Raw genomic sequence first — 16,742 nt, 5'->3', positions numbered from 1 at the left:
AAAACCTCTCAAGGATGTCACATGTATTTATGGCAAAAAGCCGCTCTTGCTTCATCGTTATTATTGTTTTCTGTTTCTGCATCAGCTGCGAAAGTCACTGATGAATTAGACATCGGTGGTGCAGTTCGGATTAACTACGGTTGGAAAGACTACGATAACAACGCAAAACTAGAATTTGAATTGTTTCGTGCTGACGTTAATTATCAAAGTAAAGATGGTATCTTCGCTTCTGCTCAATACCGTTGGTATCAAGACATGGATGTTATTCACCATGCTTACATGGGGTATCAGTTTGATGAAGCTCAGTCGGTACAAGTCGGTGTAACTCAAGTTCCATTCGGATTCTTACCTTACGCGGCTCATTCATTTTGGTTTAGCGCTGCTTATTATCTTGGTTTTGAAGATGATTATGATGCAGGTATTCATTATAAAAACGAACAAAATGGCTGGCGTTACGATTTAGCTTATTTTGCAAATGACGAATACGGTAATGGTTCACGTTATGACCGTTACTCATTTGATGTGGCAACAACGGATCAATCTTCTTATGAAGAATCAGTTCAGTTTAATGCTCGTGTTGAACGTGAATTTACCACAGGTGACGTGAGCCACAAGTTGGGTGCTTCGTTCCAATTTAGCCAGTTAGATTTTGTGGCTAATGCCACTAATACCGCTGGCGAAGATGTTGATAGCATCGCTGCTGCTGCACATTGGCAAGCTGATTGGAAAAAATGGCAATTACAATTACAGTACATGCATTATGACTACGACGTAGAAGACAGCAACCGTATTGCAATAAGCGCTTTCCAATATCAGTCTGATATTGCGGCAGAAGCTGACGTTGCCATTGTGAACATTGCTAAATCATTTGACGTAGATTGGGGCCCAATTACTCAATTAAACTGTTATAACGATTACAGTCAGGTCATGTCTTCTGGTCAAGGTCTTGATGATTCAATCCAAAACGTTACAGGATGTGCTATCAGTGCAGGTAAACTGTATTCATACGTAGACTGGATTGCAGGCAAAAATATGTACTTCGTTAACGGTTCGGGTATCGGTATCGATAATGGTGATACGTCTTGGCATTCTAGATTAAACATCAATGTTGGCTTTTATTTCTAAGGCAAACTGATCTTAGTTTCGCTAAAAAGCGTAATGTTGAGAATACTCTATAAAGGTATTGATGAGTTAATTATCAATACCTTTTTTATTGGTCTACATAAAAGGACATTCCAAGATGATAAAGTTTCTCGCCACCGCAGTGCTTCTTACCAGCAGTTTTGGACTATCGGCGGCAAGCTGCCCTGATTATCTCAATGTTGAAGCGCGTAAATTACATTCAAAAGAAAATGTCGATTTATGTCAGCTAACGCAAGGCAAGCCAGTATTAATTGTTAATACCGCATCAAATTGCGGTTTTACACCACAGTTTGAAGCACTTGAGGCAATACACAAACAATACGCCGATAAAGGATTAGTCGTGATTGGTTTTCCTTCTGATGATTTTTTCCAAGAAGAAAAAGATGAAGCTAAAACCGCCGATGTGTGTTTTATCAATTATGGAGTTAACTTCACCATGGTAGCGACCTCAGCCGTTAGAGGTGATGCTGCAAATTCGGTATTTAAATTTTTAGCAGAGAAAAGCGCAGCACCTAAATGGAACTTCTATAAATATCTTGTTTCAGGTGATGGGCAAACGGTTCAGCAATTTAATTCAAGAGTGAAACCAGACAGCGAACAAATGAAAAAAGCCATTGAGTCTGTTTTGTAGCATACTCAAAGATAAAAAATCGCTACCTAGCGCTCTTTTTGTTTATAAATAATAAGATACAATACAAACAATAGTAACCAGGGGCTGCTGTTCTTTGTTGGTTGAATTTTGTTCGAGTTAAAAACGTTTTTAGCCGAACCCTTCGGGCAGCGTTTGTTGACCACGTTTACTGCGTTATCGACTTTTTATGTAGAATAACTACACCTCAAAGTCTCTGCAGCGCAGTGATATATGTGGGGAGTAGCCAACAATACGCAGCAAAATAACCTTGAAAGCTCAATAGGCCCTAGTACCCCTTTGCTTTACAGATAACACTATTGTTATTTTACAAAGCAAAGGCACCTTGACTGATTATGGAGAAGATATTTTGGCTAGATTTTCAGGGCTAGATAAAGACACTGGTCATAAAGCGCGTGGTAAAACTGGCGTATTACTTTTAAATCTAGGGACTCCAGATGCCCCAACAGCATCAGCGGTAAGGACCTACCTAGCTGAGTTTTTATCAGATCCTCGCGTGGTTGAAATACCAAAATTACTGTGGATGATTATTCTGCATGGGATTATTTTACGTATCCGCCCAGCTAAATCAGCCGAGCTATACAAACAAGTTTGGACAGATGCAGGCTCACCATTATTAGACATCAGTGAGCGTCAGCAAACTAAGCTTGCCCAAAGCTTACAAGCACAAGGACATGATGCCAGTGTACATTTAGCCATGCGCTATGGTTCACCGTCGGTGGCCAGTACTCTACAAACAATGCATAAACAAGGCGTTGATAACCTAGTGGTACTGCCGCTTTATCCACAATATGCAGCGCCAACAACTGGCTCAGCATTTGATGCGCTCGCCAAAGAAATGATGAAATGGCGCTACTTACCGTCGCTTCATTTTATTAATACATACCATGACAACCCTGACTTTATTGATGCGATTGCGGCATCGATCCAAAAAGACTTTGACCTTAATGGCAAACCGCAAAAGCTAGTGATGTCATATCACGGAATGCCTGAACGTAATTTACACCTTGGCGATCCATATTATTGTTTTTGTATGAAAACCACCCGTTTAGTGGTTGAGAAACTTGGGCTAAGTGAAGACGATTATGTTGCCACATTCCAGTCACGTTTTGGTAAAGCTAAATGGTTACAACCTTACACCGACGCGACCATCGGCAGTTTGCCGGCTAAAGGCATTACAGACATCGCCGTTATTTGCCCAGCGTTTAGTGCTGATTGTTTAGAAACGTTAGAAGAAATCAAAGGTGAAAACCGCCATGTATTTGAAGATGCTGGTGGCAAAGACTTCCGTTACATTGAATGCTTAAATGATAACGATGACCACATCAATATGATGGCAAACTTGGTTAAACCTTACTTATAACGTTGTGTAAACACTTTCTAAGAGATTACTGATATTGCCATCAGTAATCTCTTTCTATTTCTGCTGGTCACTCGTACTCTAATGTAGTCTCTTTATCTCCTCGCCTCAGCTTTTACGATTTGTTAAACTCAAACTACGGTTATCAAAAACAACGATTATGAGAATAGATCCAAATATTTCGCTGGTATATAGCACAGACAAAGGGCGTATTGATGAGCCCAAAGAACAAGCCGAAGTGCCAACAGGTGATGGCATAGTGCGAATTCATAAAGACACTAAAGGCCGTAAAGGTAAAGGCGTCAGTGTCATTAAAGGCCTGGGGCTCGACGAAAAAGCATTAAAAGAGCTAGCACAAAAGATTAAGAAACAATGCGGCTGTGGTGGTACAGTAAAAGACTTCAATATTGAGGTGCAAACAGACAACCGTGAATTAATAAAGTCCATATTAGAGAAATTGAATTTCACCGTGAAATTAGCGGGTGGATAAACGCTAACAGCACGATTTGGGAGAGTATATGGATAGCTTAAAAGATCATTTATTAATTGCTATGCCGTCACTTGATGATACGTTTTTTGAACGCTCGGTGATTTATATTTGTGAACATGACGACAAAGGCGCGATGGGAATAATGGTTAATCGCCCTTTAGGCGTTGATGTTGAAGAGTTACTTGATCAGATGGAGTTAAATCCGTCGCCAGAACACATGTTTTCAATCAATGAACAAGTGTTGATTGGCGGCCCAGTGGCTCCCGACCGTGGTTTTGTTATTCATACGCCACAAAAACACTGGGTCAACAGCGTTGAGATTAGTGATTACTCCATGTTGACCACTTCGCGCGATATTTTGACTTCAATTGGTACCGGTAAATCCCCTGATAAATTTATTATTGCATTGGGTTACGCAGGTTGGGGTAAAGATCAACTTGAACAAGAGTTAGCTGAAAATACCTGGCTCACAATAAAAGCCTCACCTGAACTGTTGTTTAATGGTGACCATGAACAGCTATGGCAAAGCGCCACTCAAGCATTAGGGTTCGATTTTTGGCAGATGTCGACACAAATCGGCCACGCTTAGCAGCAGTATCGATATGCATCTAGCGCCAAGACGTTACCACAACACCTAGATCTTAAATGAAAGCATTTGAAAATGATGAGTAGGTGGAGTTTAGAACCTAGAACCTAGAGCATAAGGCCTAAAATCTGTAGCAACACCTGGATCCTCAATAAAAGCATTTGAGGATGACGAGCAGGTGGAGTTTAGAACCTAAGGCCTAAAATCTATAGCAACACCTGGATCTTCAATAAAAGCATTTGAAGATGACGAGCGGGTAAATCCTAGCAGCTAAATCTAAAGATTAATTAAAGAGAAATACATGCAACCTCAAACGGTTTTAGGCTTTGATTATGGCACCAAAAGTATTGGTGTTGCGATAGGTCAAGCCATAACGGCAAGCGCCACACCCCTGTTATCAATCAAAGCGGTTGATGGTATTCCAAACTGGGATGATATTGAAAAGTTACTTAAAGAGTGGCAACCCGATTTAGTGGTCGTCGGTTTGCCATTAAATATGGATGGTACTGAGCAAGAAATGACCCAGCGAGCTCGTAAATTTGCCAATCGAATTAACGGACGTTTTGGGGTAAAAATCGCCACTCAAGATGAACGTCTCACCACAGCAGATGCAAAAGCGCGTTTATTTGAGTTAGGCGGTTTTAAAGCATTGACTAAGGGTCAAGTCGATGCCGTATCAGCCGTATTGATTATCGAAAGTTATTTCGAAAGCCAGTTTTAAAACTTGATCTTGATAGTGTTGATTGTCACTCGCTCAACAGCATTACTTCTTTAAGTCGTCATCCCCGAGGTCTTTTATCGGGGAACCAGGTGTTTGCTCTTAAAAGCTAACGGTTGGCTCCCGGCTCAACAGCATTGCCGGGACGACGTGACACAAGGCCTTAGCAGGTGAGGTAAAAGGGGCAAGGTAAAAGTGACAAGGTAAAAGGGGCAAGTGACAAGGGCCGAGGTTAAAGTGAGCTTCTTTAAGCCGTCATCCCCGAGGTCTTTTATCGGGGATCCAGGTGTTTGCTCTTAAAAAATAACGGCTGGATCCCGGCTTAACAGCATTGCCGGGACGACGAATCTGATAGGTCCTGTGTTCAACAGCATTGCTTCTTTGCCGTCATCCCCCAGGTCTTTTATCGGGGATCCTGGTGTTTGTTCTTAAAAGCTAACAGCTGGATCCCGGCTTAACAGCATTGCCGGGACGACGAATCTGATAGGTCCTGTGTTCAACAGCATTGCCGGGACGACGTGACACAAGTCCTTAGCAGGCAAGGTAAAAGGGGCAAGTGACAAGGGGCAAGGTTAAAGTGACAAGGGGCAAGGTAAAAGTGACAAGTGACAAGGTAAAAGGGGCAAGGGGCAAGGTAAAAGTGTGCTTCTATGCCGTCATTCTCAGTATTTATTGGGGATAAATTCTTGGTATTTGGGGCTTAGTTGAGCAATGTCTAACCAATATTGACCATAACAAGTTTTATCGTCCTTTTTATCCACTCCATGCACTAATGTGGTGCAATTTACTTAAAGCCTTGCACATGTGTAAGTCGTCTAAAGTCTAAAATGCCATTCCCCGCGTTAGGTTTGAAAAATAAAATACCTTAAAATACAGTGAGTAAAAGGTGGTTTGTTCCATTCCGGGGCAACGCTTTCTGCACTGGCACATATTCTGAATCTATTAATTTAGTAATATCGCAAAGTAACAACTAAGATTGTTCTTACCGCGCTATCCAGTATTAAGTTAAAGGGACATGATATGACCAGCAGACCACTGATTTTCACTGATATTGACGGAACGTTACTCGACCACTTTGACTATAGTTTCAACCATGCCATTGATGTTATTGAAGCACTCAATGAACGTCATATTCCCATTATTGCTAATACCAGTAAAACCTTTGCTGAAATGGAAAAGCTACAACAAACCATCGGCATTAACTCGCCATTTATTTCTGAAAATGGTGCGGTTATTTATATTCCTATCGGATACTTTGATGAGCAACCCAAAGACACCGTTACCCAAGGGTATTACTGGGTTAAAGAGTTTTGCCCGCCACGCCAGCATTGGCTTGAGTTATTAGCTCAACAAGCCGTTGAGTTTGAAGACGAGTATGTGGGTTTTTCGTCATTCAGCGTTGAAGAATTGTGTGAAGTCACCGACCTTGCCCCCGACAAAGCACGGCTTGCATTGGTAAGGCATTATTCTGAACCATTATTATGGAAAGGTGATAATGCACGTAAGCAAGAATTTATTGCACACATGACATCCCTCGGCGCGCATATGTTACAAGGTGGTCGTTTTTTACACATAGGTGGTGAAAGTGACAAAGGCAAAGCCATGAATTGGCTTGCCCAAGTATATGCAAACCAGTATCAAACGCCGGTCACGACAATTGCGTTAGGTGACAGTGGTAATGACAGTGCCATGTTAGAAGCGGCTGATATTGCCATTCAAATAAAATCTCCAACCCATGATTTTCCGGTCCTACGTAAAAAACAAACCATTAAAAGCCAAGAGTGCGGTCCTAAAGGTTGGGCTGAGTGTATTACTGCGACACTACTCACACCCTCATTGGCCACATCTTCAACATCTGCGTCATTGACAGGAGCATAATATGGCTGATTTTTATCAAAATGGCATTGTCACTACAATGCACAATTTAACTCGTCGTAGTCATGATGAGCTTGAACAAGAACTGCTTAAATTTGCCAAAACTCGACCACTAGGGTTGATATTACCTTCGCTGTTTTCTGAGCTAGAGGGCGATGCACTAAAAGGTATCGTGGCAAAACTTAAAGATGTGCCTTACTTGTCTGAAATCGTCATAGGCTTAGATCGGGCAGACGAAGCGCAATATAAACATGCGCTGAGTTTTTTTGGAGAGTTACCGCAACATCACCGTATTTTATGGAACGACGGCCCACGCCTTCAAGCGCTAGATGCCAAACTACAAAAATTAGGTTTAGCACCCACAGAGTTAGGCAAAGGCCGTAACGTATGGTATTGCATGGGTTACATGTTGGCCTCGGGTAAATCTGAATCGGTGGCATTACATGATTGTGACATCGTGACATATGAGAAGTCCCTATTAGCGAGATTGTTATATCCTGTCGCCAATCCTCAATTTAATTATGCGTTTAGCAAAGGTTATTACGCTAGATTATCTGATGGCAAAATTAATGGCCGCGTATCACGTTTGTTGGTTACGCCACTGATTAAAGCATTAAAAAAAGTCGTGGGTTATAACGAATATTTAGACTACATGGACAGCTTTCGTTACCCATTAGCGGGCGAGTTTTCATTTAGACGCGATGTGTTAACTGATTTACGTATTCCGAGTGATTGGGGCTTAGAAATTGGCGTACTGTCTGAAATGCAACGCAATTATGCCCCTAACCGTATTTGTCAGGTCGATATTGCAGATAATTACGACCACAAACATCAAGACTTGTCGCTTAACAACGAAGATGCCGGCTTATCAAAAATGTCGATTGATATTACTAAAGCGTTTTTCCGTAAATTAGCTACCCAAGGAAACACTTTTAGCACCGAATCATTTCGTACACTAAAAGCCACTTATTATCGTGTCGCACTCGATTATGTCGAAACTTACCATAATGATGCATTAATGAATGGGTTAACCACCGATATCCATTTAGAAGAAAAGGCCGTTGAGATGTTTGCCCAAAACATTGTCACGGCAGGACAACGGTTCTTAGATAACCCAATGGAAACACCGTTTATGCCAACTTGGAGCCGAGTGGTGAGTGCAATGCCTGACGTACTTGAACAACTAAAAGCTGCGGTCGAGGCCGACAATGCTGAATTCAGTAAATGATTAATATAAGGTTTTTTTATGTCAGTATTGGATGGATTACAACAAAAGCTACAGCATCAACTGGAATGTATTTATAAAGACATCGATATTGATCTACCGATAAGCCAATTGGTGAATCGGTTGATCGACATCATGCGCATTACCGAATTTAGTCAGGTACCAGAACCTTTTGTAAATCACTGGTCTGAAAAAGACACCATAATGATTACCTATGGTGACAGTATATTGCAACAGGGTGAGCGCCCACTAACTACCTTGGCACAATTTATCGACAGCTACCTTGGCTGTATCAATAGTGTGCATATTTTACCCTTTTTTCCGTACAGTTCGGACGATGGTTTTGCCGTTATTGACTACTCCAGTGTCAATGAAAGCCTTGGTGATTGGGCTGACATTAGTGCCATTGCCAGTAAACGTCGGTTAATGTCGGATTTAGTGATTAACCATTGCTCGAGTCGAAGTTTATGGTTCGAAAACTTTTGTAAAGGTGAGGGGCCAGGTCATGATTATTTTTTTACGGCACAACCTAGCGATGATTTATCTGACGTTGTAAGGCCTCGAACTTCAGCACTATTAAGACCTACAGAAACGCCCGCAGGCATCCAACATGTGTGGTGTACTTTTAGTCATGATCAAGTGGATTTTGATTTTAGAAAACCACAGGTGTTAATAGAGTTTGTGACTATTATTCGTCAGTACTTAGATGCTGGTGTGAGTATATTTAGGTTCGACGCAGTCGCCTTTTTATGGAAAATAGTGGGCAGTAAATCCATCAACTTAGCACAAACTCATGAAATCATTCGTTTACTGCGTACGTTAATAGAACATGCACAAAATGATGCCATAATCATCACCGAAACCAATATTCCAAATACCCAAAACCTAACTTATTTTGGTAATGCAAACGAAGCACATTGTATTTATAACTTCTCACTACCCCCTTTATTAATCAACACCCTTATTACCGGTAATTGCTTGTATTTAAAACGTTGGTTAATGAGCATGCCCCCAGCACAAGATGGCACTACCTATTTTAACTTTATCGCCTCTCATGATGGTATTGGCTTACGCCCGGCCGAAGGGTTACTCGACGAAGATGAAATTCAAACCCTCGTCGACACCATGAAACAATTTGGTGGGCAAATATCAGCACGAACCAGCGAAACCGGCGAGCAAAAACCTTACGAAATCAATATTGCTCTTTACGATGCCCTGCAAGGCACCACAAAAGGTAAAGATTTATGGGGTATGCAACGCTTTATGTGTGCACATAGCATCATGTTGGCACTTGAGGGAATACCAGGAATATACATTCACAGCTTGCTGGGCACCCGGAATGACTATGAAAAACTCGCTAATACATCACACAATCGCGCCATTAACCGCCACCGTTGGGACCTTGATGCATTAAAGCAACAATTAGGTGATGCACAAAGTACTCACAGTCAGGTGTTGTCAGCGATGACAAAGCTCATCAATATACGCACCCAACAAGCCGCATTCCATCCCAGTGCGACACAATTCACCTTACATTTAGGGCTACAGCTATTTGGTTTTTGGCGTCAAAGCCGAAACCGTAAACAAAGTATTTTTTGTATTAGTAATGTCTCAGACCAAGTAACCGATTTACCAATAAATGAGTTAAACCTAGTGATTTCAGAACATTGGGTTGATTTACTCAGCGGCACCAAAATAGAAGACATTACCCAAACAATACAATTGCAACCATATCAAACCGTGTGGATCAGCAATAAAGGCTAGGTGAAGAGTAGGGGATAAGTAACAAGGGGCGAGGTAAAAGGGGCAAGTGACAAGTGACAAGTGACAAGGGGCAAGTGACAAGGGGCAAGTGACAAGGGGCAAGTGACAAGGGGCAAGGGGCAAGTGACAAGGGGCAAGGGGCAAGGCAAAAGTGTACTTCTTTGCCGTCATCCCCGAGGTCTTTTATCGGGGATCCAGGTGTATGCTCTTAAAAAATAACAGCTGGATCCCGGCTTAACAGCATTGCCGGGACGACGTGAAACAAGTCCTTAGCTGGTGAGGTAAAAGGGGCAAGTGACAAGGGGCGAGGTTAAAGTGTACTTCTTTGCCGTCATCCCCGAGGTCTTTTATCGGGGATCTAGGTGTTTGCTCTTAAAAAATAACAGCTGGATCCCGACTTAACAGCATTGCCGGGACGACGAATCTGGTGGGTCCCGTTTTCAACAGCATTGCCGGGACGGCAAGTAAAATAAGTTCTTTTCTTACTATAGGTTTATAAACCCTAGTTAACTTGACAACATTGTTGCGCTCTATAAGCTTATGCTTATTAGTAAATGCTATTTTGGAGTCTGTAATGAAAAAATTGTTTATCGCCGCCGCGGTCTTAGCGTTAAGTGCATGCAGTACCTTAAAATCAAGTTCAGACTTCGATCCTTCAGTCGCATTTGATCAATACAAATCCTACGCATGGATAGAAAAGAAAAACGATGATGGTGTATATCATCTAGATGGGCTAATGGATCAGCGTGTTCGCTCTGCCATTGAAACACAGTTAAGCCAAAAAGGGATCAGTAAAGTCGACAAGCAAAGCGCAGACTTACTGGTTAATTACATCACCAAAATAGATAAAAAAATCAACATCGACACCTTCAATAGCCATTTCGGTTACAACCCGTATTATGGCCCTCGTTGGGGACTCGGTGGTTCAATGCAAACTGAAACAGTGGTGCGTGAATACGAGGTTGGTACCATGATCGTTGATTTAGTCGATAACAAAACGGGTAAGTTAGTGTGGCGTGGTACCGTCGCTGACACAATAAGAGATCAAAACACACCTCAAGAGCGTGCAGAATCAATCAATAACGCAATTGGTCAAGTTATGATGAATTACCCTCCAAAAACAGGGCAGTAGCTTAATCAACAATCTAATATCAAGCTGACACCAACGCATCAAACCTCGACGTTAACGCCGAGGTTTTTTTGCCTAAGCATATACGCAGATATGACCACTCAGAATGTATCCAGCAGTTTTTGATCAACGACAAATGGTATTAACCTAGTGCAATCATTCACTATTACTGCTCTGCTAATTTGAGTGCAGTTTTCGATAAATCAAAGTGTTAGATTAATTAGATTTTTAGCATGGATTCAGTTAAAGCGTTATATTCACTTCAAGTGCTGTATTTATAGGCGTTCAACACATAAAATCATTCAAATGGGTGAGTAAGTTTGCTAAAATCTTGTTGTGAATGGGAAGTCACTTACTCAAGGTTTTTGAGTAAATTAACACAAGCGAGTAATAATGAAATCTTGGTATTTACTGTATTGCAAACCACGTGATGAAGTCCGTGCTCAGCAAAATTTGGCTTTGCAAGAAGTCGAAAGTTATTTACCTATGATTACCCAGCAAAAAACGGTCCGTAATAAAAGCCAAATGGTCACGGTACCGCTTTTCCCCAGTTATCTATTTATCTACTTTGACCCACAAGTCACTAGCGTTAGCAAAATCCACAATACTCGTGGTGCTAACCGCATAGTAGGCTGTCGAGAAGATATGACTCCCATTGACGACCGAATTATTTCCGCCCTTAAGCGGCGTGTTCAAGGTCATGTGCCTGAAGTTGAAAAACCGTTATCGAAAGGCGATAAAGTGAAATTTATTGATGGCCCATTTAAAGATCTTGAGGCCATTTTCGACGAAAACAACCCAGATAAACGTTGCCATGTATTGTTCACTATTATGGGGCAACAAAAACGCATTTTAGTGGAGCTGGATAATTTGCAAGCCATTGAAAACAAAACTGATAGTTAACTTATTGTTAGTGAGACTTTCACTATAACTTGTGTGAGACTTTTGCTATAAATTTTTTTCAAGATGTATTTATCCGGGTGTTACAGAAGGAAAAAGCTTGGTTTTTGGCTTTCAACGGCTTGAATAGCATCAAATGTTTAAAAAATGTTAGCATTTTATGTTGTGTGTACTTTTTGAACAGATTAATGCACGCTTTTTAGGTACAATACGCGTGCACAAACACAAGCAGATTATTTTCAGGCAATTTGGAAGCCGCAATCCATGGGCGGTAGCGTGCCTGAAAATAATTGTCTGGAACAATTATTAACAGCTTTAGCTGGCCCAAAGGGAAAATACAGGACGTATTTTATAAAGGCAAAAGACAGAATAGTTTCTGTCTTTTAGTGGACGCCGAAAGTGATTGTCTGGAACAATCACTAACAGCTTCAGCTGGCTCGAAGAGAGAAGTACAAGATGTACTGAATCAGGGCGTCTCACCCGCCACGCGGGTCGGTAGCGTGTCCGAAAATAATTGTCAGCAACAATTGTTAACAGCTTCAGCTGCCCTAGCCCGTAGGGAAATACACAGGGCTTTGCGATGCAGCTCGTTGGCGTTCTTGTGCTAAAATATCATCAATGTAACGACTACGATTACCACGAACAAGGTGTTGATACACACTAGTGTAACGCTGAAATCATCTAACAAACTTAATGATTGTTTATTGGTATACCCGTTTAGTAAAATCATCGAGCCTTAATCTTACGCCCTGTGTGTAACAGGTTAAACACAGCCGCGATAGCTGATTTTTATTATCTCAATTGTCGTTTGGCCAAATTTTCAAATGTCATTTTCGTGTTTTATAGTTTGCTTAAATCACAACACTTTCATCAATCATAAATAAGGGAAAAATAATGGATTATTGGCTCCCAGTTTCGGTGACTTTTCTAGTTTCATTTTTTGCAATCAAACTTGTAAAGCCACTCGCCGTAAAAACAGGACTACTTGATTATCCATGCGAGCGAAAAGTGCATGATGGTCATATACCTCTAATTGGAGGTATCGCTATCTACTTTTCGGTGTTGATAACCTCAATGGTTTTTATTGAACACAGCCAAAATTTAAATATTTATCTCGTTGCCGCAGCATTAGTTTTGTTTTTAGGGACATTAGATGACAGGTACTTGTTATCGGTCAAAGTCAGGCTCATCTCCCAAATTATCGTTGCCTCATTAATGATATTTGGCACAGAAACATACTTGCAAAGCTTTGGTTCAATTTTAGGTTTTTTTGAATTCAAATTGGGCTACGCGGGGGCCGCAGTCAGTGTTATTGCGATTATTGCAGGCATTAATGCAATCAATATGATGGATGGTATCGATGGTTTAGCTGGTGCGCTTAGCCTCATAGCATTTGGTGCATTAGCATTTTTACTCAGCAGACACACTAACGAATGGTATTTGTTGCCCGTATTATTTATTGCGGCCCTACTTGCATATTTATTGTTTAACTTGAACCTTCATCATTCTTTTAGCAAAGTATTTATGGGTGATTCTGGGAACATGTTTATAGGTTTAACAATCGTATGGTTGATGATTGTTGGTACCGAATTAGATACACCCGCTTTTAGACCTGTCACCGCATTGTATATATTAGCGATTCCATTAATCGATATGGTGTCAGTTATGATCCGCCGAATGAAATCTGGCGGTTCACCTTTTACCGCCGATAGGCAGCATTTACATCATTTATTCGAAGCATATGGCTACAGCAGAAGGTATGCTCTAGTTGCGATATCTTCAGTTGCTTGTGTGTTTGCTTTTATGGGTTGCCTTGCTGAAATCTACTTTGTTCCTGAATGGATTCTGTTTACATTTTTTATCTTTTTATTCATAGGTTACGCATTATGTACTCAGCATATGTGGAACCGTTTAAATAGCAGAAAAAAATAACTGGATTATTTTAATTTTTAATAAAAATCATTAGATTACAAAAAATATGAAAAAAAATTGTATCGTGTCACTCTCTGCCATAATGCTCGTTCTTATAGGCTGCACCTCTTCTCCACCTATTATCGAAGCGTCTATGCCGTTGTTAGAGCAACCCATCAAATCAATGGGTGAAAATGTACTGCCTGCAGAATTAAACGCAATCATTTCTCAGCAGCCCCAAGGATACACTGGTGTGTATAACGATGTGCAATTTACATTAGGCAAACAGTACTTCTCAGCACTTGGCAAGCAATGCAGAGAAGTGTTTTTAAATGACACAACAAGTGCTCCCGATAAACAACGCCGTATAATTTGTAAAGACAATCAAAGCGTTCAATGGTCAATTATCCCTCAGGTTATTGATAGTAAAGACAACCCAATTGACTTTGGAGCGTAATTAACATGAATAAAACTATCAAAATATATTGTCATAAATTGCTTATAGGTTTACTGGCGAGTGTCCAGTTATGGGTGTTCAGCGCAACTGCGGCAGAGCCCAATCAAATGTCATTAACTAACCTACAAAGCATGGGCACAACACAAACAGCGTTACCCAATGCTTCTCTAGAAAATAGCACTTATTCCAAAGCACCCCGTGATGGGATTATGCTACCCGGAGAAATGACCGCAGCAGAATTACTGCCGGTATCTGAAATTGGTCTACCACCGCCTTTTGGTGCTAATTTATTTGCTGGTGGGTATGAGAGCGAGCGAATCGACGGTTTAAACGAAGATTACACCATCGCACCAGGTGATAAAGTCTCTATTTGGTTATGGGGCGCGATAAATCAATCAGAAGTCATAACCGTTGATAATCAAGGCAACTTGTTCATTACCAATGTTGGGCCTGTTTATGTAGCTGACGTAAAAGCAAGCCAATTAAACAATTTTGTTAGTCAAAAAATTAAACAAGTTTATAAAAATAGTGTCGAAATTTACGTAAACCTTTTAACCGCTACCCCTGTGAGTGTGTATATCAGTGGCAGTGTTATCCGCCCTGGTCAATATGCCGGTATCGCATCAGACAGTATTCTTTATTATTTAAAACGAGCTGGCGGTATAGACTCCGAGCGAGGTAGTTATCGTTCAATTAAAGTACTTCGTCAAAATCAGGTTGTACAAGAGATAGACTTATACGACTTCATGCTAAAAGGGTACCTACCTAAATTTAATTTTAAAGATAATGACGTTATTTTAGTCGAACGACAAAAAGCCACTGTGGTTGTGTCTGGTAGCGTAAGAAACCCATTCCGATTTGAATTTACAGGTAACCAAGCAAATGGCCAACAATTGGCTAAATTTGCTTTGCCTCTGGCTAAAGTCAGCCATGTAGGCATTGTCGGTGATCGTATTGATGGACCCTTTTCCGTATATTTACCTTACAATGATTTTGAAACCTTTAACCTACGTGATGGTGACCGCGTTATCTTTAATGACGATATCCGTGCACAAGTTTTCGATATTCAAATATCAGGTAGCTATTTAGGCCCCTCGTACTTTGCGGTAAAAAAAGAAACCCGACTACACGACCTACTTGCTCAAATTGAAGTGGATAAAAATCTAACAGACTATGAGTCTATCTACATTCAACGTAAGAGTGTTGCGCAAAAACAAAAAGAGATGATTGATCAATCTCTTGAACGTTTAGAGCGAAGTGTGTTTACTGCGCCAGCGTCTTCCGACGGAGAAGCAAAAATTCGCGCAGAAGAAGGCAAGATGATCCTTGAATTCACCGAGCGAGCACGCAAGATAATGCCACTGGGTAAGGTTGTTATCTCTGATCAAGGTAAAGTCGCTAATATTCAGCTAGAACAAGGCGACATCGTATTTATTCCTGCTAAAACAGATTTAATTCAAGTGGGTGGTGAAGTGCTCATGCCACAAGCATTAGTGTTTAATAAAAATGCCAGTGTTGAAGATTATATCGCATGGGCCGGTGGTTATAGCGAACGCGCAAACTATGAGCAAATTATGGTTATTCATCCAAACGGAATGATAGACCTCAATGCCAAAGGTCCTCTAAGAGCGGGCGACCAAATTTTAGTGCTGCCTAAAGTCGACGCAAAAATCATGCAGTCGATTAAAGACGTCACTCAAATTATTTACCAAATTGCCATTGCTGCCAATGTAGCCACAAATTAATGACCACGATTATAAAACGAAATAATTGGGCAATATGGCGCGACGTCATATTTGCCCTTTTTGTGCGCGAAATTCGGACCAGTTTTAATGATAAATTAGGGTTAGCATGGGCGGTCGTTAGTCCACTGTCTTTCATTTTTATATTGTCTTTTCTTCGTGGTCGTATGAGCGGGGCAGACACCCATACCATACCCACATTTGAATTTATGATGTATGGCATGCTGTTTATTCAGTTATTTTTAGATACATTTATGAACAGCTCCAACTCGATAAAAAAAAATAAAGCTTTATTCGCTTTTAGGCAGGTACAGCCAATCAGCAGCGTGTTAGCAACCGCATTATTTTATCTACTCGTAAAAATAGCTGTGTACATCATAATCTTGATTATTATGTATTTTATCGGAATGGATTTTAGGGTCGACGATCCGCTCACAATTTTAGTTTGTGGTGGGTGTTTGTGGATTATTAGTTTTTCATTAGGGTTAACGGTTGCCATTATTCAGTGTTATATCCCTGAAGTCGCTAAAGTACAAACTATTCTCGTTAGGCCATTATTTTTTATTTCAGCAGTATTCTTTTCTTTACTCGATATCCCCAAAGAGTATTGGCATTACCTAGACTGGAATCCTATTTTACACAGTATTGAATTAACAAGACATGCGGCTTATAGCTCATATAGTGCAGAGGGGGTGAGTGAGTTTTATTTGTTTACTACCACACTTGTGATGTTATTTTTTTCGATGTCTATTTACCACATATCATGGAAGCAGGCGATAAGTCGATGATAAAC

At 40.8% G+C, this 16,742-nt stretch carries 15 protein-coding genes; all 15 read left to right on the top strand.

Translation table 11 applies throughout. The annotated features are described in order from the left end of the window. Positions 1 to 21 precede the first annotated feature (21 nt). A complete protein-coding gene (locus PQR79_RS09620; protein WP_238102691.1) occupies positions 22 to 1,125 on the top strand; it encodes a putative porin in 1,104 nt (367 codons plus the stop codon). A gap of 115 nt (positions 1,126 to 1,240) precedes the next feature. Beyond that, positions 1,241 to 1,774: a glutathione peroxidase gene (locus PQR79_RS09615; RefSeq protein WP_238102692.1), complete on the top strand. Its 534-nt coding sequence runs from the start codon at positions 1,241 to 1,243 to the stop codon at positions 1,772 to 1,774. 367 nt (positions 1,775 to 2,141) lie between these two features. After that, on the top strand, positions 2,142 to 3,155 hold the full coding sequence (gene hemH / locus PQR79_RS09610) for a ferrochelatase (protein WP_238102693.1): 1,014 nt from the start codon (positions 2,142 to 2,144) through the stop codon (positions 3,153 to 3,155). Positions 3,156 to 3,312: 157 nt separating this feature from the next. Next, on the top strand, positions 3,313 to 3,642 hold the full coding sequence (yciH, locus tag PQR79_RS09605; protein WP_188916676.1) for a stress response translation initiation inhibitor YciH: 330 nt from the start codon (positions 3,313 to 3,315) through the stop codon (positions 3,640 to 3,642). Positions 3,643 to 3,670: 28 nt separating this feature from the next. Next, positions 3,671 to 4,231: a YqgE/AlgH family protein gene (locus PQR79_RS09600; RefSeq protein ID WP_238102694.1), complete on the top strand. Its 561-nt coding sequence runs from the start codon at positions 3,671 to 3,673 to the stop codon at positions 4,229 to 4,231. A gap of 298 nt (positions 4,232 to 4,529) precedes the next feature. Then, positions 4,530 to 4,949 carry a Holliday junction resolvase RuvX gene (ruvX, locus tag PQR79_RS09595; RefSeq protein WP_238102695.1) on the top strand — a complete coding sequence of 140 codons (420 nt, stop codon included), beginning with the start codon at positions 4,530 to 4,532 and terminating at the stop codon, positions 4,947 to 4,949. Between the two features lie 1,017 nt (positions 4,950 to 5,966). Further along, complete coding sequence (locus PQR79_RS09590) at positions 5,967 to 6,824, top strand: HAD-IIB family hydrolase (RefSeq protein ID WP_238102696.1); 858 nt, start codon at positions 5,967 to 5,969, stop codon at positions 6,822 to 6,824. Between the two features lies 1 nt (position 6,825). Continuing rightward, positions 6,826 to 8,049, top strand: coding sequence for a glycosyltransferase family protein (locus PQR79_RS09585; RefSeq protein WP_238102697.1), 1,224 nt, complete (start codon positions 6,826 to 6,828; stop codon positions 8,047 to 8,049). Between the two features lie 18 nt (positions 8,050 to 8,067). After that, complete coding sequence (locus tag PQR79_RS09580; protein ID WP_238102698.1) at positions 8,068 to 9,810, top strand: sugar phosphorylase; 1,743 nt, start codon at positions 8,068 to 8,070, stop codon at positions 9,808 to 9,810. Between the two features lie 574 nt (positions 9,811 to 10,384). Continuing rightward, on the top strand, positions 10,385 to 10,942 hold the full coding sequence (locus PQR79_RS09575; protein ID WP_238102700.1) for a DUF4136 domain-containing protein: 558 nt from the start codon (positions 10,385 to 10,387) through the stop codon (positions 10,940 to 10,942). A gap of 390 nt (positions 10,943 to 11,332) precedes the next feature. Further along, positions 11,333 to 11,842 carry a transcription/translation regulatory transformer protein RfaH gene (gene rfaH, locus PQR79_RS09570; protein ID WP_238102710.1) on the top strand — a complete coding sequence of 170 codons (510 nt, stop codon included), beginning with the start codon at positions 11,333 to 11,335 and terminating at the stop codon, positions 11,840 to 11,842. Between the two features lie 891 nt (positions 11,843 to 12,733). After that, the gene (wecA, locus tag PQR79_RS09565; RefSeq protein WP_238102722.1) at positions 12,734 to 13,771 is read left to right on the top strand and encodes a UDP-N-acetylglucosamine--undecaprenyl-phosphate N-acetylglucosaminephosphotransferase; all 1,038 of its coding nucleotides are present in this window, start codon (positions 12,734 to 12,736) and stop codon (positions 13,769 to 13,771) included. A gap of 46 nt (positions 13,772 to 13,817) precedes the next feature. Beyond that, positions 13,818 to 14,207 (top strand): hypothetical protein, encoded by a 390-nt coding sequence (locus tag PQR79_RS09560; protein ID WP_274408464.1) that lies wholly within the window; start codon positions 13,818 to 13,820, stop codon positions 14,205 to 14,207. 5 nt (positions 14,208 to 14,212) lie between these two features. Then, a complete protein-coding gene (locus PQR79_RS09555) occupies positions 14,213 to 15,952 on the top strand; it encodes a polysaccharide biosynthesis/export family protein (RefSeq protein ID WP_238102726.1) in 1,740 nt (579 codons plus the stop codon). Continuing rightward, positions 15,952 to 16,737: an ABC transporter permease gene (locus PQR79_RS09550; protein ID WP_238102736.1), complete on the top strand. Its 786-nt coding sequence runs from the start codon at positions 15,952 to 15,954 to the stop codon at positions 16,735 to 16,737. Before PQR79_RS09555 ends, PQR79_RS09550 begins: the two co-directional genes overlap by 1 nt. Positions 16,738 to 16,742 lie beyond the last annotated feature (5 nt).

This window comes from Shewanella metallivivens (genome assembly GCF_028750675.1).
GTDB lineage: Bacteria > Pseudomonadota > Gammaproteobacteria > Enterobacterales > Shewanellaceae > Shewanella > Shewanella metallivivens.
Note: the sequence above shows the minus strand (reverse complement) of the source record. Positions and strands in the feature narration are given on the sequence as shown.